This window comes from Cohnella sp. GbtcB17, from assembly GCF_019091135.1.
GTDB lineage: Bacteria > Bacillota > Bacilli > Paenibacillales > Paenibacillaceae > Cohnella.
In genome coordinates, this window is the sequence record NZ_JAGXJW010000050.1 from 1 (window position 1) to 19,240 (window position 19,240).

The following is a 19,240-nucleotide window of genomic DNA, read 5'->3' on the forward strand; positions in this document are numbered from 1 at the left end:
TAAGGAGGTTTGCACGAGTTATCTCTGCAGCGTTCCCGACGGAGGTACGAACTGGAGCGGTAAAATCTCTACGTACCGCTACCATATTCTTGATCCGATCATGTTCGACCGGAGCATCAAGGTTACGATCGAGCACGGGCACAACAATCATCGCAGCGACGACGTGTCCTCGACCGCTTACTGGTATCAGTCGGAGCCGCATCAACCGTTCCCGGCGCTGCCGAAGATCGAGGGACGCCTGCCGCTGCCGGATCTCAAGCCGATGAACCCGGTTACGCTGTCGCGCATTTTCGGACACCAGAATCCTTAAGTCGTCCTTACTTTTTGAAGGAGGTGGTAGCGTGAAGCCCAAAGCGGGCCTGGCCGCGGCAGCCGCGGCACTTCTTCTGCTCGCGGTATGCGGCTGCGCGGGCGGCGCGAAGAACAATCCGATGCTGGGCGCTTCCGGCGAGCCTTTCGTGCTCAAGGGGATCTCGGGGCTAGCGCAGGTGGGTCAGATCACCGGGGCGGAGTCGCCGAACAAGACGGATCGCTACGCCGTCTACGGCACCGATCTCGGCTCGATGATGAACGCGGGCGATCGGACGTACTTCGTATTCGGCGATACGTTCGGCGAGCGGCCGGCCGATCAGATCGGCGGAGGCGGGAGCTACTGGCGGTCCAATACGATCGGCTACACGACAGACAAGACGCCCGAGGACGGCATCGCGCTCGACGGCATGATCGTGGACGAATTTGGCACCGCAAAGGAGCTGTTGCCGTCGAAGAAGATCGACTATGATGAGATGACCAAGATCCCGACACATGGCGTCGAGGCGAACGGCGCGCTGTATTTGTATTACATGTCGGTCAGCCATTGGGGAGATCCGGGCAAGTGGGAGGCAGGCTATGCCGGCATCGCCAAGTCGACGGACGACGCGCAGAACTGGACGCTGCTCAATGCGCCCAAGTGGCCCGGGGACAGCGCGTTCGTTCAAGTGAGTCCCTACAAAGTGAAAAATGACGACGGCACAACGGATATTTACCTCTGGTGCATCCCTGCAGGGCGCTTCGGCGGCGTCAAGCTGATGAAGGTCGCCGAGACCGACATCGAGCGGCAGGAGGCGTACCGTTATTATACGGGCAAGGACGACAAGGGAACGCCGGTCTGGAGCGCGGACATGAACGAGGCGGCCACGGTTGTGGACGACACCGTCGGAGAGCTGTCCGTCGTGTGGAATCCGTACGTGAAGCGGTGGCTCATGACCTACCTGAAGGAAGGTCGGGGCGTCGTCGTGCGGGAAGGACTGTCGCCTTGGGGACCGTGGGGCGAGCCAATCGACCTGGTGACGAAGGAGCAGCAGCCCGGCTTGTACGGTCCGTTCATGAACGACCGCTATACCGCGCAGGACGGCAAGACGATTTACTTTGCGTTGTCGCTATGGGACCCGTACAATGTGTTCTGGTTCAAGGCTTCGCTGGAAAAATGAAAGCGCCTTCGGTTTAAGCGCGATCTGCGTTTAAATAGCAGCCTTACACAAATAAAAGGGAGGATTCACCCATGCAACTTCAAAACGGCAAAAAGCTCAAATCACTGACGGTCCTGTCTTCCGCGCTGTTGACGCTGTCCCTGGCTGCGACCGCCTGCGGCGGATCGAACGGAGGCGGCAACGCAAGTCCCAGCGCCTCGGGCGGCAACAGTCCTTCGGCAAGCGCGGGCGCAAGCGCTTCCGCCAGCGCCTCTCCGAGCGAGAGCGCGGAGCCTGCCGAGAAGGTGACGATCGATTTCTGGGCGCAGAAGTTCGAGGACACGACCGACGCCTGGTTCAAGAAGTACGTGGACGCGTACAACAAGTCGCAGAACAACGTGCAGATCAAGCTGACGATCGTGCCGGGCGACGCCTGGGATCAGAAGATGAAGGCCGCCCAAGCTGCGGGCAAGGCGCCCGAGATTCGCACGCTGAGCTACGGCAACATCGCCACGTCCGCCAAGACCGGTCAGATTTTGCCGCTTAACGATCTGATGGACCCGGCCGTCTTCGACGATCTGTACGACAACGTCAAAGACTTCGTCACCGTCGACGGCAAGTACTATGCGTATCCGAAGCTGGTCGAGCCTTCGACCGTCATGTATTACCGCAAGGATCTGTTCCAGGCGGCGGGGCTCGATCCGGAGAAGCCGCCGACCACCTGGGCGGAGCTGCTGGAGGATGCGAAGCTGCTCACCAAAAAGGGCGTATTCGGCTTTTCCATCGCCCAGAACGCGGGAGATCTGGGCTGGTCGAGCTGGGGCTTGCAGTATAACGCCGCGGGACATCTGGCGCTGACGGACGACTGGTCCAAGGCGGACATCAACAACGACGGCTACAAGGCGCTCTTCAAGTTCTATCAGGACGCCTACCAATCGGGCGCGATGCCGAAGCAGCAGCTGGCCGGCTACACGGATATCAAAGGCTTCGGAGAAGGCAAGGTCGCGATCCAGATCAACGGCTCCTGGGCCATGGGGCAACTGCGCAACACGTACAAGGACATGGTCGGCAAAGTCGGCATCGCGCCGATGGCTTCGATCGACGGCGATCAGACGAAGCCGACGGCGACGCTCGGCGGCTGGACGCTGGCCGTCGACGGCAAGGCGAAGCATCCGAAGGAAGCGGCCGGCTTCATCCAGTATTTGCTGGCGGGCGATCCGGCCATTATGATCGACTTCTTCAAAACGGCGCAATTTTCCAAGTTCTCTCCGCGCAAGTCCGTGGACGAAGCGATGAAAAGCGATCCGGACGCCTCCAAGGACGAATGGCGCGCGCTCATCGCGGAGAAGATCATCCCTTACGCGAAGGCGGAGCCGATCTATCCGTGGGACGTCGCGATGGCGGTATCCACCGGCATCGAGTCGGCGATGAAGGGCACCAGCGTCGACAAGGCGATCGCCAAGGCGGAGAAGGATATCAACGACTTCGTCGCCAAGAACAAGCTCGCAGGCACCAACCCGAAGTCTTAAGATTCGCTGCCCGCGCGTCTTAACGAACGGCGGCATCCGGCGGTCTCCACCCGTCCGGCGGATGCCGCCCTCATCCCGAGCATGGCGGTGATTAATGATGGCCAAATCGAATACCGTGTCCAAATTCAAGCAAGACAACAAGACGGCTTACCTGCTGCTCGCGCCGATTGTGATTCTGCTGACGATCTTTGTCGTCATCCCGTTTTTTTACGCCCTCGTCGTCAGCTTCTACGACTGGAGCTTCTACCAGGAGTCCAAGTTCGTCGGCTTCCGCAATTATTACCTCGTGCTGACGGACGATCTTTTTCTCGAATCGGTCTGGACCGGCCTCAAGTTCGCGCTGATGGTCGTGCCCGCGATGCTGATATTGTCCTTTCTGTTCGCGAGCGTCGTCAAAAACCTGTCGCCTCGCTTTTCCGGCTTCGTCAAGACGTCCATTTACATTCCGACGATCATATCCGGCATCGTAGCATCCGTTATTTTCGTCTTCATCTACGACTATACCGCCGGCCTGGCGAACTATATTCTCGGCTGGTTCGGCGTCGAGCCCGTCGCCTGGCTCGCCGAAGTGCGCACGGCGCTGCCGAGCATCGCGGTGCCGGCGATCTGGCTCGGCTTCGGCCTCACGTCGCTCATCATGCTGTCCGGCCTGCACGACATTCCGGAGAGCTACTACGAAGCCGCCGAGCTCGAGGGCGCCGGCACCTGGGCCAAGATGCGCTACATCACGATCCCGCTCATGCGCAACGTCATACTTTACCTGCTCGTGACGGGTTTTACCGCCCAGATCTCGCAGTTCGAGCTGTCGCTTGTCATGACGAACGGCGGTCCGCTCAGCGAGACGGTGACGCCGAACCTGTATATCCTGAACCACTTCCGCAACGACGTGATGGTCGGCAATTCGATCGCCGCCTCTCTGCTGCTGTTCGTGGTGCTGGGCAGCATCTCCGCCGTCATCTTCCGTGTGCTAAATTCCGAGAAGGCGGTCGACGGTTAATTCGCGCCGGGCGCGAGAAGGGAAGGATCGAAGCATGAAAACATTGACTGCAACTCAAAAAACGATCATCACGGTCATCTCCGCGTTGGTCACGCTGGCCGCCTTGTTCCCGCTGCTGTGGGTCGCGATCGCCGGCTTTAAGGAGCGATCCGAGGTGCTGGCGACGCCGTTTCGGTTTTTTCCGAAGCGCTGGCTCGTGCAGAACTATACCGACATTCTCGGCGATTGGACGTTCGTCCAGTCGATGCTCGTCACGTTCGGCGGCGCGGTGCTGTTCGCGACGCTCAGCCTGGCGGTCAATGCGATGGCGGCCTACGTATTCGCGAGGCTGGACTTCAAGTTCAAAGGATTCCTTTGGGTGTACGTCATCACGACGATGTTCGTCCCCGGGATGGCGATCCTGCTGACGTCCTTTATCGTCGTCAACAAGCTGGGCATGCTCGACACGCTGGCCGTGCTCGTGCTGCCGGGCGTGGCCTCGGCCGGGCATATGTTTTTTATCCGGCAATTTTATTTGAATATTCCGCTCGCCCTTGAGGAAGCGGCCTTGATCGACGGCGCCGGCCGGATCCGGATTTTCACGGGCATATTTCTGCCGATGTCGTTCCCCGTGTTCGTTATCGTCGGGATCGGCTCTTATCTGGGGTACTGGAACTCCTTCGTCTGGCCGACGATGACGATCACCAATCCGCATCTGTTCCAAATTATGCAGTACCTGTACACGTTCCGCTCCGAACGGGCGACCGAGATGGGCATGCTGATGGCGGGCTCGGCGCTGTCCGCGCTGCCGACGATCGTCCTGTTCCTGATCTTCCAGCGGCACATCATCTCGGGCATCAAGATCTCCGGCTTGAAATAAAGGGAAATTGGGGGAAGCGATGCGATGATCGTATTGGAAAACGAAGCGCTGCGGATCGAGTTCGGGGAGCGGGACGGCGTCATCCGCCGCCTGCTCGACCGTCGACGCAGCATCGATTATATCGCCGCCTCGGACGAGGGCGGTGAGCCTTTTCGCATCGAGACGGACGAGGGCTTCGATAGCGGCTTCGAGTCGTTCGAATGGTCGGTCGACGCCGGTATGGCGGATGCGCCGCGCGGCCTTTCCATGACCTGGCGGACGGCGGGCGGCTTCCTCGTGGAAGCCGTCGTATCGCTCGCGGCGGACGGAGAGACGCTCTCCTTCCGTTGCGCGGCCCAAGGCGCACCGGCGGCGAGGTTGCTCAGTCTGGAATATCCGATCATTCCCGATATCGGAGCCGTCACGCCTGCGGGCGAGGCGGACTTCGTCGCGCATCCGTTCGCGACCGGCGTCCTCGTCCGCAACCCGATGAAGCACTTCACGCCCGGCGGGATCGGGATGCGGTTCATGCCGTATCCCGAATGCTTTTCGGGCGCGTCCATGCAGTTTTTCGCCTACTACGGGCTGCGGCGCGGCGGACTTTACTTCGCTGCGCTGGACGGCGAGGCGCATCCGAAATGGCTGAACTTTTACAAGAACGGCCGGGATCTGCTTGAAGCTTCCTTCATTCACGGCTGCGAGGATATCGGCAACGGCAAGGGCGTCGCTCCCGCCTACGAGGTCCGGGTGGCCTTCCTGAACGGAGAAGGCTGGCATGAGGCTGCGGATCGGTACAGAGCGTGGGCCGAGGCGCAGCCCTGGTGCGCGAAGGGCAAGCTTGCGGACCGTGCCGGCGCAGACGGCGACTGGCTGTTCAGGGACATGGGCGTCGCGACGTTCGGCATGAACGCAGGCAGCGACCGCACGCCATGGCTGCATGCGTATCACAAGCATATCGGCACGCCGATGTTCCACGTGCTCGGCCCGGACTGGACGCGCGCGCCCCAGACGTTCGGCAGCGGCGTGCCCGGCGGCTTCGACGACTGGTTCCCGACTCGTTTCGACCCGTCCAATCTAGCCGTCATGCGGCAGTACGGCGACAAGTACGCGCCTTTCGAATTCGACTACCTCTATCACTTTGGCGGCGCGGACGGCGAGCTCGGACGAGCGGCGGCGCAGAAGTTCCCCGACAACAAAAAAAGCGTGGACGCCTACAACTTCCCATTCCTGTGCCCGGCCCATCCGTATACGCACGACTTCCACGTCAAAAGGGACGCGGAGCTGCAGCGGACGGTCGGCGTCGACGCCATCTACTACGACATCTCGGCCAACAACATCCTCAAAGTATGCATGGACGAATCGCACGGGCATCCGGTCGGCGCGGGCCGGCTGATCGACGAAGCTTACCGCCGCAACTACGCGGACACCAAAGCCGCGATGGCAGATATCGCGGGCCGGTATGTGCCGATGGGGACCGAGATGATCAACGAGACGATGCTCGGGCTGATCGATTATTACCAGGCGCGGGCGGGCGGTCAACCGGCGGCGCCGCTCGAGATCTGGCCGAAGCGCGACCTGCTCAAGACCGGGGACGCCGAGCTCATACCTCTGTTCAGCTACGTGTATCACGACTACGGCGTGCTGCGCATGGACGGCTGGGGCAAGCTGGTCCGGGAGATCGGCGATCTGTTCTATTACACGGTGGCGCGTACTTATCTGTGGGGCGGACTGTACGAGCTGAACTACGAGTACAGCCCGATGGAGGCGCTGGACGGCGCGGAAAACGCGCCGGAAGAGCACTACTACGCGTTCGATCCGAGAGGCTACGCCTTCGACGAAGAACGGGCGGACTACGTCGGCGTCTACGCGAGGCTGCGCGTCGGCGCCGCCAACAAGTACTGGGCTTACGGACGAATGCTGCGTCCGCTGGCGTTCGCAACGGAGCGCATTGCGGTCGACTGGTACCACTACAACCACGGCAAGGAGACGCCGGAGTACAACGACGCGGGCCGGATCGAGGTCGATGCCGTCCTTCATGCGGCCTGGCAGTACAAGGAAGAGAGCGTCGGACTGTTTTTCGCCAACGCCGGCGGGGAGGAGCGATCGGTGAGCATCCGCTTGGACCCGACCGCTTACGGCAAGAGCCGGATGGCGAGCCGGCTGTACGCACTTGGGGCGGAGGGCATCGACGTGCCGGGATTGGAAAGCACGGCGGACGGCGGCGTCACGTTTGCGCTGCCGGCCGGAAGCGTCGTTATGTTTGAGCTGACCTGATAGGCGGAGACAGCGGGGCAACTGTTGGCGTCGTCGCGCCCGCTAATTCCCCGCGAACGCGCGGACGAACTGGCGCGGCGAGACGCCTTCGGCCTGCTTGAAGGCTTTGCTGAAGGCATAAACGCTGGCGTAGCCGACTTCCTCCGCGATCGAGGTGAGCGAGCGGCGGCTGTAAAGCATATATTCCTTGGCCTTCTCGATACGCCTGCGAATCTGGAATTGGTGCGGCGACAGCCCGTACTTTTCTTTGAACAGCCGCGAGAAATGGTACACGCTCAGGCAAGCGATCCGAGACAGCTCGTCCAGACCGACGATGCGATTGTAATTGTCGACGATGTGGGTCACGGTCCGTTCGAGCGCTTTCTCGTGCAGCGTCAAACGGGCATTCTGCTCGGCCTCCAGTCCCTTGATCAACTGGTGGACGATCGAGAGCACCAGCGATTTTTGCAGTACGATCAAGGCTTCGTCCCGCCGGTCGTAGGCGTGGATCAAATGGAGCAGCTGACGGTGGATCTCGGCGTGATTGCTTATTCTCAAAATGTCGGGCAAACCCAGCACGTCTCCGAGCAAATCGGGACGGATGAGCCGCAGTTCTTTTTCGGAGCACGCATTCAGCGGCTTGAAGTTGACCGGCACGGCATCGGCGTCTTCGTCGTAAAAGAGGTCGAAATGAATGTGCGGCATCCGGCATTCGCCGGACGAACCGACGATCTCATGCTCCTTGCCGGGCTTGAACAGCACGATGTCGCCTGGAACGATCGTATGGACATCGCGCTCGATGCGGAGCGTCAACTCTCCTTTTTCCATATAGAGCAGCTCGTAGTCGAAAATGATGCGCGGCTTCAGCCGCATCCGAGTCTCCCGATGGTCCAGCGCCACGCGTACATGGGGAGAGAGCCGAAGCAGCAGTTGTCTTCGCGCTTCTGCGAGGTAGTCCATCACGTTCCTCCGAAAAAGCAATTTTGGATAAGTTATAACAAGGCTATATAAAGCGGATTCCGCCGCGTTCTGATAAGATCGGCTGTGTAAGCGTTATTTCCGAAGCAATTTTAATTATAAAATGAAGTCGCGGCGGCGGCAACGAGCGGCAGGCGCTGTCCAAGCGTTCGCCGCTATACGAAAGCCGCCGGCAAGGAGGCATTCCCGATGAAAGTTCTTCCGGAATCGTTCGTCTCGCAGCTGCAAATCGACCGACTAGGCGATAAGAAGCCGTCCGTGGAGCTCGTCGGGCTGGACGACCATCTATTTCGCTGCACCGTAACCTTCGAGCTGGACGAGGAGGTGCGCCAGGACGACTGGCAGTTGCGCCTGACGCCGTCCTTTGCGCCGTCCTTCCGCTGGGCGCCGCATCTGGCGCCGACCGACCGGCATGTCATGGACCAGCACTGCTTCCGCTCGCCTGCGCTAATCGCGCAGGAAGGCGAGCGGACGCTGATTCTGTTGCCGGACCTCGACCTACTGACCGCAGACAGTCCGGCAAGATGGTACATGGATCTGGACGCCCAGCGCAATGTCCTGACGCTTGGCATGAGCGAGAGCCGGCCGGAGGAACATGTGCTGTTCGTCCGCCGTCCCGGCACCTGTTACCCCGCAGGCACGGTGAGGATCGGATTTTACCTGATGGCGTTCGACGATGCGGCTATCGCGGCGAATCCGTGGCGGCCTGCGCTAGACTTCCTTTGGCGTCGCTGGGGCTCCCCGGCCTATCGCGCGGGCGCGCCGGAGACGGCGCCGCTGAATCGCTATGTCGAACGTGTCTACGACTGGGCGTTCAAGCACTGGCAGGACGCGGTCTGGCAGGAGTTCGATCTGGACGGACGGCGGGTGGGCGCATGCGTGTTTATCGTCGACGCGAGTCAGAGTCCGAACTACGCGGGGCCATATGACGAGCGGGAGCCGCGCTCGATCTGGAACCAGGCGTGGTTCAGCTCGCTCCGATCGGCGCAGGGGATGTTCAGGCGCGCGCGCGAGACGGGGGACGAGGCGCTGCTGCGGCGGGCGCGGCTCGCCAAGGAGCTGGCGCTGTCCGCGCCGCAGCGCGGCGGATGGTTCCCTGCGGTCATCGCGACCGAGATGGAGCGAGTGCTCGTGGACGGCGCACCGGTCAACCGCTCGAAGGGCTGGGACGAGGCGTTCTGGGGCAATTCGAACCGCAATCCGCAGCGTACCTGGACCGCGGGCGGCACGATTCGCGAGGCGCCTTATCATATCCTCGATATGAGCTGGACGGCGCTCATGATGCTGCGCTGGCACCAGGAGCTGGAGCGCGACGAGCGGCTGCTTGCCTATGCAAGATCCTATGCGGAAGCGCTGCTTGCGGCGCAGGACGAGGACGGCTTTTTCCCGGCCTGGCTCGATCTGGAGACGCTGCGTCCGCTCCCGGAGCTCGCGCAGTCGCCGGAGACGTCGGTGTCCGTCGCCTTCCTTCTGGCGCTGTACCGGACGGAGCCGGATCTCCGTTATAAAGCGGCGGCCGTCAAGGCGATGGATGCCGTGCTCGCCGAGATCGTTCCGACCGGCCGCTGGGAGGACTTCGAGACGTACTGGTCCTGCTGCACCTATGGCGCCGAGGACTTGCCCGGGAGGCAGGTCGCGCGCAACGGCATGTACAAGCAGTGTAATCTGTCGATATTCTGGACGGCCGATGCGCTGTACGCCTGCTACTTGGCGACCGGCGAGCGTCGCTATCTGGCCGCCGGCGAGCGCTGTCTGGACGAGCTGCTCATGACGCAGGCGTCCTGGCAACCGCCTTATATTTACGTGGAGGCGCTTGGCGGCTTCGGCGTCATGAACGCCGACGGCGAATGGAACGACGCCCGCCAGAGCCTGTTCGCGGAGCTGATTCTCCTCTACGGTCTCGAGCTGGGGCGCGAGGAATACGTCGAGCGGGGCATCGCGGCGCTCAAGGCGTCGTTCGTCATGATGTACGCCCCGGAGAATCCGAAGACGAAGCTGCAGTGGGAGGCGGCGTTCCCCTTTTTCGGCGAGGAAGACTACGGATTTATGATGGAAAACTACGGACATGGCGGCAAAACGGGACCGGACGGCCTCGGAATGGGCAGATTCACGATCTTCGACTGGGGCAACGGCGCCGCGGCCGAGGCGTACCTGCGCATTCGCGATCGTCTTGGCGACGTGCTGAACCGCAAATACGGCGTCGCGCTCTAATTCTTTTTTCAACTAAAAGGAGACCTGACAAAATGACGATCGAATTCAACGGCTTAAATCTTGGACTCGGCAATTTGGCGCGCCTGTCGAACGCAGTGACGAGATCCATCAGCCCCGAGAACTTTACCGGTGAAAAAGGCAAGGCCGCCATGGCGACGACCGGAACGGGCGAGGGCTGCGCGCGCGATCTGGGCATCGGCTGGAAAGTATCCCCCTCCGTCGTGATCGAGCCGAACGTCGAGTTCGTCATGGGCGAGATCGCAGGTCCCGGCAACATTCAGCACATCTGGATGACCTGCTTTCCGAAGCAATGGCGCAATATGATCTTCCGAATTTATTGGGACAACGAGGAGCAGCCGTCCGTCGAGGTGCCGGTATGCGACTTTTTCTGCAACGGCTGGCAGGAGCGCGCCGACGTCAATTCGCTGCCGATCGCGGTCAATCCGGCCGGCGGCTTCAACAGCTACTGGCAGATGCCGTTCCGCAAGTCCGCCCGCTTCACGATGGAAAACAAAAATGAAGACAAAGCGGTGCTCTACTACCAGATCGACTACACGCTGACGGAGGTGCCCGCCGATGCCGCCTACTTCCATGCGCAGTGGAGGCGCAGTAACCCGGTCGCGTACAAGGACGTGCATACGATTCTGGACGGCGTGAAGGGCAAAGGCCATTATGTCGGCACCTACCTGGCCTGGCAGGTGAACAACACGGGCTGGTGGGGCGAAGGCGAGATCAAGTTCTACATGGACGGCGACAGCGAATTTCCGACGATCTGCGGCACCGGCACGGAGGATTACTTCGGCGGCGCCTGGAACTGGGAGCAGCCGACCGGCACGTATCGCACGTATTCGACGGCTTATCTCGGCATGCACCAGGTCATCAAGCCGGACGGCCTGTACCAGAGCCAGCAGCGGTTTGGCATGTACCGCTGGCACGTAATGGACCCGATCCGCTTCGAAGACGATCTGCGCGTGACGATCCAGGACCTGGGCTGGCGCTCCGGACACCGCTACCTGCCGCAGCAGAGCGACATTGCTTCCACCGCGTTCTGGTACCAGTCCGAGCCCCATGCGCCGCACCCACAGCTGCCGGGCAACGACGAGCGCGAGGTTATCTAGTCGGAGGGCGGGCGATGGCAAAGCCTGTCGCCGAGATCTCTTATACGGAAGGGCTGCTCCTGCGGGCGGCCCTTCTTCGTACGAGGAGACGTTGTGCCGCTATGATGAATGGAGGGGGCGGGGAGGAAGTAATGGATGATTTTCCATCTGCATCTTTTATGTAATCGATTGCATATTGGCGCGGTGTCCCTTACACTTAAAGAAAACATCGCTGGGAGCGGCCAGGCCGCGCATGGGCGAGCAATAGCGGCACGCGGTGCCGCTAAGCGCAGTCAGGCTGCGTGTGGGCGAACAATAGCGGAGCGCGATGCCGTTATAGGGCGTGTAGGCTGCGTGTGGGCGAGAATAGCGGCGCGCGGTGCCGCTAAGCGCAGTCAGGCCACGCTCGCGGAGGCCATAGCGGCGCGCGGTGCCGCTAAGCGCAGTCAGGCCGCGCTCGCGGAGGCAATAGCGGCATTCAGTGCCGCTATTGGGGCCGGCCGCGCATGCGCAAGCAATAGGTGCCGCGCAGCTCGCCGCCAGCGGCGACGGAATCGGAGGGGCAGATGGATAAAAATACGATCTACCATATCGCGGATCGGGTCGGGATGTCGGCGTCCACCGTTTCCCGCGCGTTGTCGGGGAGAGGCTATTGCGGCAAAAAGACGAAAGCCCGAATTCTCGCCGTAGCCAAGGAATTGAATTATGCGCCGGACAATGCGGCGAAGATGCTCAAGATGGGACGCACGAACAAAATTATTTTTGCCGTGCCCGATATTTGCAACCCCTTCTACTTCGATATGATCAACGGCATCAACCAGGTGCTCGAGGATTACGGCTACCTGATGATTCTCATCTACACGAAGAACAGCCTGCGCGAAGAGCTGAAGGCGATCCAGAACTTGCGGGAGAAGGTTGCGGACGGCATGATCCTCGTCTCCTTCAACTTCTGCGAGGACAACATCGGGGAGATCAACAAGCTGGGGGTTCCCGTGGTACTAACGAATAACTATACGTCTCCGCACGGCCGCGACCGCTTCGACTACGTATACGTGGATACGTACGAAGGCGTAAAGATGGCGACGGCGCATCTGATCGGCCAGGGGGCGAGAAGGATCGGGTACCTTGGCGGCAGCCTGAACCAGCAGACGGGTTATCAACGGTTCAGCGGCTACCGGGCGGCGATGGAAGAGGCCGGACTCGAAATCGAGGAAGGCTTTGTCGCCGAATCCGACTATACGGAGAAGGGCGGGTACGCGATCGCGCGGCAGTGGCTGTCGGGCGCCGAGCGGCCGGAGGCGATCGTCGCCGCCAACGATCTGATGGCGATCGGCATCATGGAGGCTTGCGAAGAGGCCGGTCTTCGCATTCCGGCCGACATCGCCGTCGTCGGCATGGACAATCTCGACATCGCCTCGCGGGTGTATCCCAAGCTGACGTCGGTCGCGATGCAGCAGGAGGAGATCGGCCGGCAGGCTGCGCAACTGCTGATGGAACGGCTGCAGGGCGAGAGATCGGATCAGCGGACGGTGAGGCTGATGCCCGCGCTGGTGACGCGGGAATCCAGCAGGTATGTCAGCAATGCTTGAGGCGCAATAAGATCGGCGGTAGGCGCGTGCGATGGAGGCTATACGGCCTGGTAAATGTGGCGAGGAGCCGCTCTGGGCTTGCAGGTCCAAACGTGCGAACGACAAGAAAGGGGCAGCCCCGGGTCTTGTCGACCTGCAGGGCAGCCCCTTTTTGTCATCCCGGCGAACGGCGCAGCCTAGAGCGCCGGCGCCGAACCCCCGTCGATATTGACTGCGGTGCCCGACACGTAGGAGGCCGCGCCGGAGACGAGGAACGCGATGACCCGCGCCGCCTCTTCGGTATCTCCGATGCGTCCGAGCGGAATGTTGTGCTTCGGATCGCGCGCATATTGCTCCCAAGAGACGTCCGGCGCTTCGCGCCGCCACCTGGCCTCGAGCTGGTCGCTGCGGATGAGCCCGATGCAGACCGTGTTGACGCGAATGCCGTCCGCCGCCAGGTCTCGGCTCAGCGCCTTGGTGAGCGCGAGTCCCGCGGCGCGGCTGACCGAGGTCGGCAGCGAGGACGCGCCCGGCGTCTTGGCGAAGGCGGGGGTGACGTTGACGATGGCGCCCGTGCCGCTGCGCTTCAAATAAGGCAGCGCGGACTGCGTGAAGCGGATCGCGCCGAACAGCTTGAGATCCAGATCGTCGCGCCAGACGGCGGGCTCGACCTTTTCGAAGGGCGCCGCGTTGGACGTCCCCGCGTTGTTGACCAGAATGTCGTTGCCGCCGAAGCGCTCCGCTGCCTTGACGACGGCGTACTCGACGTCACTGTCGCTCGTCACGTCGGCGACGATCGCGAGCGGCTCATGCCCCGTTTTTTCCTTGATGAGCGCTTCGGCCTTCTCCAGATCGTCCGCTCCGCGGGCGACGATAACGACGTTCGCGCCTTCCTCCGCGAGCAGCAGCGCCGTATGAAGACCGATCCCCTTGCTCCCGCCGGTGACGATCGCGGTCTTGCCCTTTAATCCCAAGTCCATCGTTATTCCTCCCTTTGGTTTGCAGGCGTTCTCTTTACGTCCCCGCTCCGGCCAAGCGCCTCCTGCAGCACCTTCTCCACCTTCGACAGGTGCTGCCCGATCCGCTCGGCGGCTCCGGCCGCGTCGCGCGCGGCGATCGCCTCGTAGATGCCCCGATGCTCGTCCAGCAGACGGGAGGCCTCGGCCTCCTCCTGATAAAACCACAGCTCCCGCGTCCGGCCGATCGTCTCCGACAGCCGCTGCGAGATCGAATCCATCAGCTGGTTTAGCACCGGATTGCCTGAGGCGGATGCGATCGCCTGATGAAACTCCAGATCGGCGCGCTCGCCGCCGGAGGCGTCATCCTCCTCGAGCGCGGTCGCCATTCTCGCCAGAATCGCTCGCAGCCTGGCCAGATCGCCTTCCCCCCGCTTCAACGCGGCGAGCTCTGCGGTCCCCCGCTCAAGAATTTTGCGCACCTCCAGAATCTCCATCACGGCTTCGGCGCCGTGGGAAAAGTCCAGCAGCCCGGCTGCCGAAGCTTGCGGCAGCGTCTTCGCCGCGTACGTCCCGCCGCCGTGGCGGACGTCCAGCCAGCCCATCGCCTTGAGCGCGCTGATCGCCTCGCGAATGGTCGAGCGGCCGACGCCGTATGCTTCGGCCAGCTTTTCGAGCGAGGGGAGCTTCTGCCCGGGGGCCAGCTCGCCGCTCTCCAGCTGCCGCCTAATGTCGCGCGACACGATCTCGTGTCCTTTTTGCGTCTCGATCTTGGTCGGTCGCATGCCTGCCGCTCCTTGCCTCGCGATTGTTAGTTATTAGCATAATGCATTTAAACGCAAAAGTCTTGCGGAGCCGGACCGAGCAAGCTGTCGAGCGCAGCGGCGATGCGGGACGATTCGGCTGTTTATGCGCAATATGCGCGCCTTTTGTCGAATGCTATTGACCCTACCTTTGGAAAATCTTAAAATCGTGCCTAGATACTAGGAGAATCTCGTAGTCAACCGGAAGGGGAGACGACATGATCGAAAGAGTTGATTCTGGTATTCGTGGTTTGGATACGATTATGTATGGCGGATTTCTCCGGGGGGCCGTGACGATATTGGAGGGCGAGCCGGGCACGGGCAAGACGACGGTCGGCCTGCAATTTCTGGCGGAGGGCGCGATCCGCTCCGGGGAGGCGGGAATATTCATTACGTTCGAGCAGCTTCCCGAGCAGATCTATGCCGACGCGGCTTCGTTCGGCTGGGATCTGCGCGCGCTCGAGACGCGCAATCTCATCCGGATTGTCAGCATGGAGCCGGACGTGCTCTTCGAACAGATGCGCCAGCCCGGCGGCTTGTTCGAGCGGCTGACGAATCAGCTGAACTGCCGCCGCATCGTCATCGACAGCATCAGCCTGTTTCGCGTGTCGGCCGATCCCGAGCAGGCGCGCGCGAGCGTCTACACGATTCGCAACATTCTTCGCAAGCTGAATCTGACATCGCTTTTGATCCGCGAGTACTCGGGCTACGAGTCGCAGTACGCGCCTTTCGAGAACAACGTATGCGACGGCATTATCCGGTTGTCCCTCCAGCCGCATATGGAGAAATACCGCAAAAGGACGATCGAGGTGCTCAAGATGCGGGGAACCCGCATCATGGAGGGCGAGCATCATTTTACTTTCACCCGGGAAGGCATACACGTCATCCCCGCGCTCTCCATGGCCGAGGAGAAAATGATCTCCGCGACCGCCGACATGCTGACGACGGGCATCGAAGGGCTGGACGAGCTGCTCGGCGGCGGACTTCCGCGTGGAAGCGTATTCATGATTGATACGAACAGCAAGGCCAATCATCGCTACTTGGTCATGTCCATGTTCGTGGAACGCCTTAAGGCGGGCGACCATACCGTATCGCTCATGACCAGCTCTTCGACGATCCAGGGAATGACGGAGATATCGAATCTGTTCGGCGTGTCGCTGGAGGACGCGATTCGGAGCAAGCAGTCGTTTTTTATCGAGCATTACCGCAAGCCCGTGCCCGAAGGATTCGAGACTTCGATCCTGAACGTGGGCGGACTTGAAGGCGAGGAATACGAGGCAGCCTTCGAAGAATGGTTCAGACCGATCTTCCTCCACGGCAAGGAGAAGGGGAAGGGCTGGTTTTTCTACTTCGACGTGAATACGGTGGTGTCCGAGCGAGGCAAGGCATTCGTGCTGCGATTTTACGCGGATATCGCCGTCAAGTGCCGAATGGCGGGCATTACCGTCGTCGCACACGCCAACTTCACGGAGCTCGGGGCGGAGACGTCGTCCTTCCTGGAGCGATCCAGCGACGGCGTCATCCGAACCTGGGTCGACGGCAAATACCAATACCTGCAGGTGACCAAGTCGCCGACGGGACGCATGTCCGCGCCCAGAATTATCGAGAACGTCGACGCCAGACCTTTTATAAGGCTCGTATAGGAGGGACAGCGACATGAATGAAACGCAGGATGACATGAGCTTGCAGCTGGAGTGCACCCTCTTCTTCGAGCGGAATCCGTATGCGCTGGAGACGGTCCGGGGACTGGCCAAGAAGCTCGGCCGCAGCGAGCTTGCCCTTGAAGCCGTCGTCGAGCGGATGTCCCGCCTGTTGATCCTCGAACGGATCGGCGAAGGCGAACGGGCGATTTATACGTACCACGCTCCTGCCGTAAGGCAGGAGCTGGATCTGTCGTAGCATGGAGACGATGGAAGACATCGTCAGGGAGGTACTCGACGTTTATGCGGACAGCGCCGGCCTCTCTGTTATTCTGTTCGAGCCGTCGGGCGAGGGATATCTGGGGATCGCGATTCGCGATCCGTTTACCCGCGCGATATTCGAGCGATTCGAACAATACAGTCCGACCTGGCGCGACGCCTTCGCGGCCGCTTCCGGGCTGCGCGCGACGACGGTATGCGATTTCTGGATTCCCGGCTTGAAGTTCATCGTCTCGCCGATACGCTTGGACGGCCAGCCGGCGGGGCAGCTCTACGCGGGTCCCCTGCTTGACGTCGGCGGGGCGGAACGGGTCTATCGCCAGCTCGTCGTCAGCGCCGACAGTCCGGTTCGATCGAGCGAGACGGCGAGCGCCGTCAGAGCGCTGAGGGAGCTGCCGCAGGACGAGATCGACGGTTTGCGGGACAGCATCGACCGCCTGGCGCGGATCGTCTGTCTGCTGCTCGACGGCCGGGAAGAAGGGCGGACGGAATCGGCCGTCGCGGCGGAGTCCGCGACCACGATGACTACGGTCGAAGCGGTGCTGGATCAATATTTGCAAATGGATTCGGCGTTCGATCTCAGCGGCTTCGCGGCGTTGACCGCGCCGGGTGTCTATTCGGTCATTCGAAGCTACGGGCGCGATGCGCACAAGCTGACGAATATCGCCTTCAAGGAAGGCGAGGGCTTCCTCGGCCAGGCGGTGCTCTCGTCCACGCAGCTCCGTTGGCGGGAGGTCGTCGGCGACAGCCGATCGGCGCAGTTCGCGGAGCAAGGCTTACCGCCGATCGGAGAGATCGTCTGTTACCCCGTTCGCTTTGGCAACGAGACGCTCGGCGTCGCCTTCGGACTGCGATATGCCGGGCGAACGGGCGGTTCCGGGCCTTCTCCCTGGGAATCGCTGTTTTATCCGGTCATCCATGCGGCGCTGTGCGCGAGCATCCTGAACGGGCGGCTGCGCAAGCAGGTGCAGCGGCTGCAGGCGGTGACGGAGGTCGGCCGGTTTCTCGTCGAGGCGGACGATCCGCAGCGCGTGTTGTTTACGCTTGTCGACGCCAGCCTCAGCCTGGTCTGGACGCCGACCTTTTCGCTGCTTGTGCTCTTCGGCGAGAGCGGCGGCAAGGCGCAGCTCGTATCCCGGGGGCTGGATGCCGCTCATGCCCAGCGGTATGCCAAGGAGGTCGCTTCGCGGCTGCGTGCGGCGGAGGGCGCGCAGCGCTCCTTCCGGGAGGGCGCGGCAATACGGTCTACGCCCTGGGGAGACACGGCGCTCGAGTGCGTGCTTGCGTTCAACGGCGTGCTCGTCGGCGCGCTTAGCGTCGCGGTCGGCGGCGAGCTGGAGGCTGGGGAGTGCGAAAGCTATGTGGCGGCGCTCACGATGATCGGCAGCGCGGTCATCCATGCGTCCCGGCAGCGAAGCGAGCAGAGCGGTCAGACGAGCGAGATCGTTCGGCTGCTCCACCGGATGACCCGCTGGCGGGACGAGACGCTGTACGAGCGGGCCGTCAAGGCGGGCGAGCTGCTGCAGCGTTTTTTGCCTGCGGAGGACGTTGCGCCGCGGGAAGCGTCGCTCATCCTCCATGCCTGCATGCTGGCGGCCATGGAGCCCGAGGAGCTGTGCCCGATCGGCAGCCACTACGCGGAGATCGCGGCCATGCTGGAGGAACGAAGAGAGCTTGAGCGGGCGATATCGTCCGGAAGCTACCGGACGGATGCGTATTCCAGAGGGGCCGAGCTCATAGAAGCGGCGCTGCGCATGGCGGACGATGCCGAGATGTCGGTCGATCATGCCGGCGTGCCTGTCGACGAGGACGTCGTCGGGCGCGAGGAGACCTTTTACGGAAGAAAGCTGCGAAGCTATCTTCAGAAGAGCCGGGTCGTGATGGAGGAATTCCTGCTGACGGACGAAGCCGATCCGCAAGCTGGCGATACGTCGGAGAGGGACGGGCCGGGAGGCGGCTCAGATTACACCGACCAACGGGGGATCGATCGGCTGGCCCGGGAGGCCGGACTGTCCAAGCGCGAGCGGGAAGTATTGGCGCTGGTCGTCAGGGCGTACAGCAACAAGGACATCGCTTCGACGCTGTATATCAGCGAGCATACGGTCAAGAACCATATGACGAACATTTTCGCCAAGCTGGGCATATCGGACAGGGCGCAAGCGATGGCGCTCGTTTTCAGCAAAAGCGTCGAGTAGCCGCGTGGCCGATCGCGCGGCGGAGTGCACAAAAGTAACGCAGTCGAAGCCGCGGCCGATGACCGCGGCTTGCTCGAGGCTTAGCTGTTTTGCCCGGAAGTTTATTTGTTTTTCTCCGAAACGCTCTTGTTTTCCTCGGCGGATTTGTGATCCGTGAACGTCTCCTCGACCGAATCGACCATTTCCTCCACGGCGTCGTTCAGCATATCCGTCGCGAGCAGATCATCCTTGCCGGGCGGCGTCGGGGAAGAAGCTTCGGTATAGGACTCTACGTCTCCATCCTTGCGTATCATGGCAATCCCTCCTTAGCGCTTTCTTATCTAAGATTACCCAGACTCGGCCGCCCATACCCAAACGGGCGCAGGAATCGCGCCGAACGAGGCGAATGGCCGCGGTCGTCGAAGTGCAGCGGGGGGCACGCGGGTTCAGGTATGCGCCGACTTTGGCA

The 19,240-nt window shown here is 61.7% G+C and carries 16 protein-coding genes; 12 read left to right on the top strand and 4 right to left on the bottom strand.

The window, feature by feature from the left end; translation table 11 throughout:
* The 6 genes from KVT38_RS24240 to KVT38_RS24265 all read left to right on the top strand — a co-directional run.
* Positions 1 to 310 (top strand): DUF2961 domain-containing protein (locus KVT38_RS24240; protein ID WP_217596325.1); only part of this gene is annotated, 310 nt, incomplete at its 5' end.
* Between the two features lie 31 nt (positions 311 to 341).
* Positions 342 to 1,469, top strand: a complete 1,128-nt coding sequence (locus KVT38_RS24245; protein ID WP_368859154.1) for a glycoside hydrolase family 183 protein — start codon at positions 342 to 344, stop codon at positions 1,467 to 1,469.
* 71 nt (positions 1,470 to 1,540) lie between these two features.
* Complete coding sequence (locus KVT38_RS24250) at positions 1,541 to 2,977, top strand: ABC transporter substrate-binding protein (protein ID WP_217596326.1); 1,437 nt, start codon at positions 1,541 to 1,543, stop codon at positions 2,975 to 2,977.
* Between the two features lie 94 nt (positions 2,978 to 3,071).
* The gene (locus KVT38_RS24255) at positions 3,072 to 3,974 is read left to right on the top strand and encodes a carbohydrate ABC transporter permease (protein ID WP_254639518.1); all 903 of its coding nucleotides are present in this window, start codon (positions 3,072 to 3,074) and stop codon (positions 3,972 to 3,974) included.
* Between the two features lie 34 nt (positions 3,975 to 4,008).
* The gene (locus tag KVT38_RS24260; RefSeq protein WP_217596327.1) at positions 4,009 to 4,833 is read left to right on the top strand and encodes a carbohydrate ABC transporter permease; all 825 of its coding nucleotides are present in this window, start codon (positions 4,009 to 4,011) and stop codon (positions 4,831 to 4,833) included.
* A gap of 24 nt (positions 4,834 to 4,857) precedes the next feature.
* Complete coding sequence (locus KVT38_RS24265; protein WP_217596328.1) at positions 4,858 to 7,086, top strand: DUF6259 domain-containing protein; 2,229 nt, start codon at positions 4,858 to 4,860, stop codon at positions 7,084 to 7,086.
* Between the two features lie 42 nt (positions 7,087 to 7,128).
* Here the strand turns inward: KVT38_RS24265 and KVT38_RS24270 are convergent, their stop codons facing one another.
* Complete coding sequence (locus KVT38_RS24270; protein ID WP_217596329.1) at positions 7,129 to 8,025, bottom strand: helix-turn-helix transcriptional regulator; 897 nt, start codon at positions 8,023 to 8,025, stop codon at positions 7,129 to 7,131.
* Between the two features lie 207 nt (positions 8,026 to 8,232).
* On the opposite strand from KVT38_RS24270, the gene KVT38_RS24275 reads away from it, so the two are divergent.
* From KVT38_RS24275 to KVT38_RS24285, 3 genes are all read left to right on the top strand, one after another.
* Positions 8,233 to 10,254, top strand: a complete 2,022-nt coding sequence (locus tag KVT38_RS24275; protein ID WP_217596330.1) for a glycoside hydrolase family 88 protein — start codon at positions 8,233 to 8,235, stop codon at positions 10,252 to 10,254.
* Between the two features lie 32 nt (positions 10,255 to 10,286).
* Positions 10,287 to 11,372, top strand: coding sequence for a glycoside hydrolase family 172 protein (locus KVT38_RS24280; protein ID WP_217596331.1), 1,086 nt, complete (start codon positions 10,287 to 10,289; stop codon positions 11,370 to 11,372).
* A 545-nt stretch (positions 11,373 to 11,917) separates the two neighbouring features.
* Positions 11,918 to 12,940: a LacI family DNA-binding transcriptional regulator gene (locus KVT38_RS24285; RefSeq protein ID WP_217596332.1), complete on the top strand. Its 1,023-nt coding sequence runs from the start codon at positions 11,918 to 11,920 to the stop codon at positions 12,938 to 12,940.
* A 176-nt stretch (positions 12,941 to 13,116) separates the two neighbouring features.
* Here the strand turns inward: KVT38_RS24285 and KVT38_RS24290 are convergent, their stop codons facing one another.
* Complete coding sequence (locus tag KVT38_RS24290) at positions 13,117 to 13,899, bottom strand: SDR family NAD(P)-dependent oxidoreductase (RefSeq protein ID WP_217596333.1); 783 nt, start codon at positions 13,897 to 13,899, stop codon at positions 13,117 to 13,119.
* 2 nt (positions 13,900 to 13,901) lie between these two features.
* Entirely contained in the window at positions 13,902 to 14,660 is a 759-nt protein-coding gene (locus tag KVT38_RS24295) for a FadR/GntR family transcriptional regulator (protein WP_217596334.1), read from the bottom strand.
* A 236-nt stretch (positions 14,661 to 14,896) separates the two neighbouring features.
* Between KVT38_RS24295 and KVT38_RS24300 the strand changes: the two genes are divergently transcribed.
* From KVT38_RS24300 to KVT38_RS35440, 3 genes are read left to right on the top strand one after another with little or no spacing between them, the layout of a single operon-like run.
* Complete coding sequence (locus KVT38_RS24300) at positions 14,897 to 16,321, top strand: ATPase domain-containing protein (protein ID WP_217596335.1); 1,425 nt, start codon at positions 14,897 to 14,899, stop codon at positions 16,319 to 16,321.
* 13 nt (positions 16,322 to 16,334) lie between these two features.
* A complete protein-coding gene (locus tag KVT38_RS24305; protein ID WP_217596336.1) occupies positions 16,335 to 16,577 on the top strand; it encodes a hypothetical protein in 243 nt (80 codons plus the stop codon).
* A 1-nt stretch (position 16,578) separates the two neighbouring features.
* Entirely contained in the window at positions 16,579 to 18,792 is a 2,214-nt protein-coding gene (locus KVT38_RS35440; protein ID WP_306795358.1) for a LuxR family transcriptional regulator, read from the top strand.
* A 101-nt stretch (positions 18,793 to 18,893) separates the two neighbouring features.
* Here KVT38_RS35440 and KVT38_RS24315 read toward each other — a convergent pair whose 3' ends face one another.
* Positions 18,894 to 19,085 (bottom strand): hypothetical protein, encoded by a 192-nt coding sequence (locus KVT38_RS24315; protein WP_217596337.1) that lies wholly within the window; start codon positions 19,083 to 19,085, stop codon positions 18,894 to 18,896.
* Between the last annotated feature and the right edge of the window lie 155 nt (positions 19,086 to 19,240).

Excerpts from the sequence above, each read along its gene's own strand:
- KVT38_RS24250 (WP_217596326.1), top strand. The coding sequence starts at position 1,541 with ATGCAACTTCAAAACGGCAAAAAGCTCAAATCACTGACGGTCCTGTCT.
- KVT38_RS24305 (WP_217596336.1), top strand. The coding sequence starts at position 16,335 with ATGAATGAAACGCAGGATGACATGAGCTTGCAGCTGGAGTGCACCCTC.
- KVT38_RS24270 (WP_217596329.1), bottom strand. The coding sequence starts at position 8,025 with ATGGACTACCTCGCAGAAGCGCGAAGACAACTGCTGCTTCGGCTCTCT.
- KVT38_RS24315 (WP_217596337.1), bottom strand. The coding sequence starts at position 19,085 with ATGATACGCAAGGATGGAGACGTAGAGTCCTATACCGAAGCTTCTTCC.
- KVT38_RS24265 (WP_217596328.1), top strand. The coding sequence starts at position 4,858 with ATGATCGTATTGGAAAACGAAGCGCTGCGGATCGAGTTCGGGGAGCGG.
- KVT38_RS24255 (WP_254639518.1), top strand. The coding sequence starts at position 3,072 with ATGATGGCCAAATCGAATACCGTGTCCAAATTCAAGCAAGACAACAAG.
- KVT38_RS24300 (WP_217596335.1), top strand. The coding sequence starts at position 14,897 with ATGATCGAAAGAGTTGATTCTGGTATTCGTGGTTTGGATACGATTATG.
- KVT38_RS24295 (WP_217596334.1), bottom strand. The coding sequence starts at position 14,660 with ATGCGACCGACCAAGATCGAGACGCAAAAAGGACACGAGATCGTGTCG.
- KVT38_RS24260 (WP_217596327.1), top strand. The coding sequence starts at position 4,009 with ATGAAAACATTGACTGCAACTCAAAAAACGATCATCACGGTCATCTCC.
- KVT38_RS24290 (WP_217596333.1), bottom strand. The coding sequence starts at position 13,899 with ATGGACTTGGGATTAAAGGGCAAGACCGCGATCGTCACCGGCGGGAGC.
- KVT38_RS24285 (WP_217596332.1), top strand. The coding sequence starts at position 11,918 with ATGGATAAAAATACGATCTACCATATCGCGGATCGGGTCGGGATGTCG.
- KVT38_RS24280 (WP_217596331.1), top strand. The coding sequence starts at position 10,287 with ATGACGATCGAATTCAACGGCTTAAATCTTGGACTCGGCAATTTGGCG.
- KVT38_RS35440 (WP_306795358.1), top strand. The coding sequence starts at position 16,579 with ATGGAGACGATGGAAGACATCGTCAGGGAGGTACTCGACGTTTATGCG.
- KVT38_RS24275 (WP_217596330.1), top strand. The coding sequence starts at position 8,233 with ATGAAAGTTCTTCCGGAATCGTTCGTCTCGCAGCTGCAAATCGACCGA.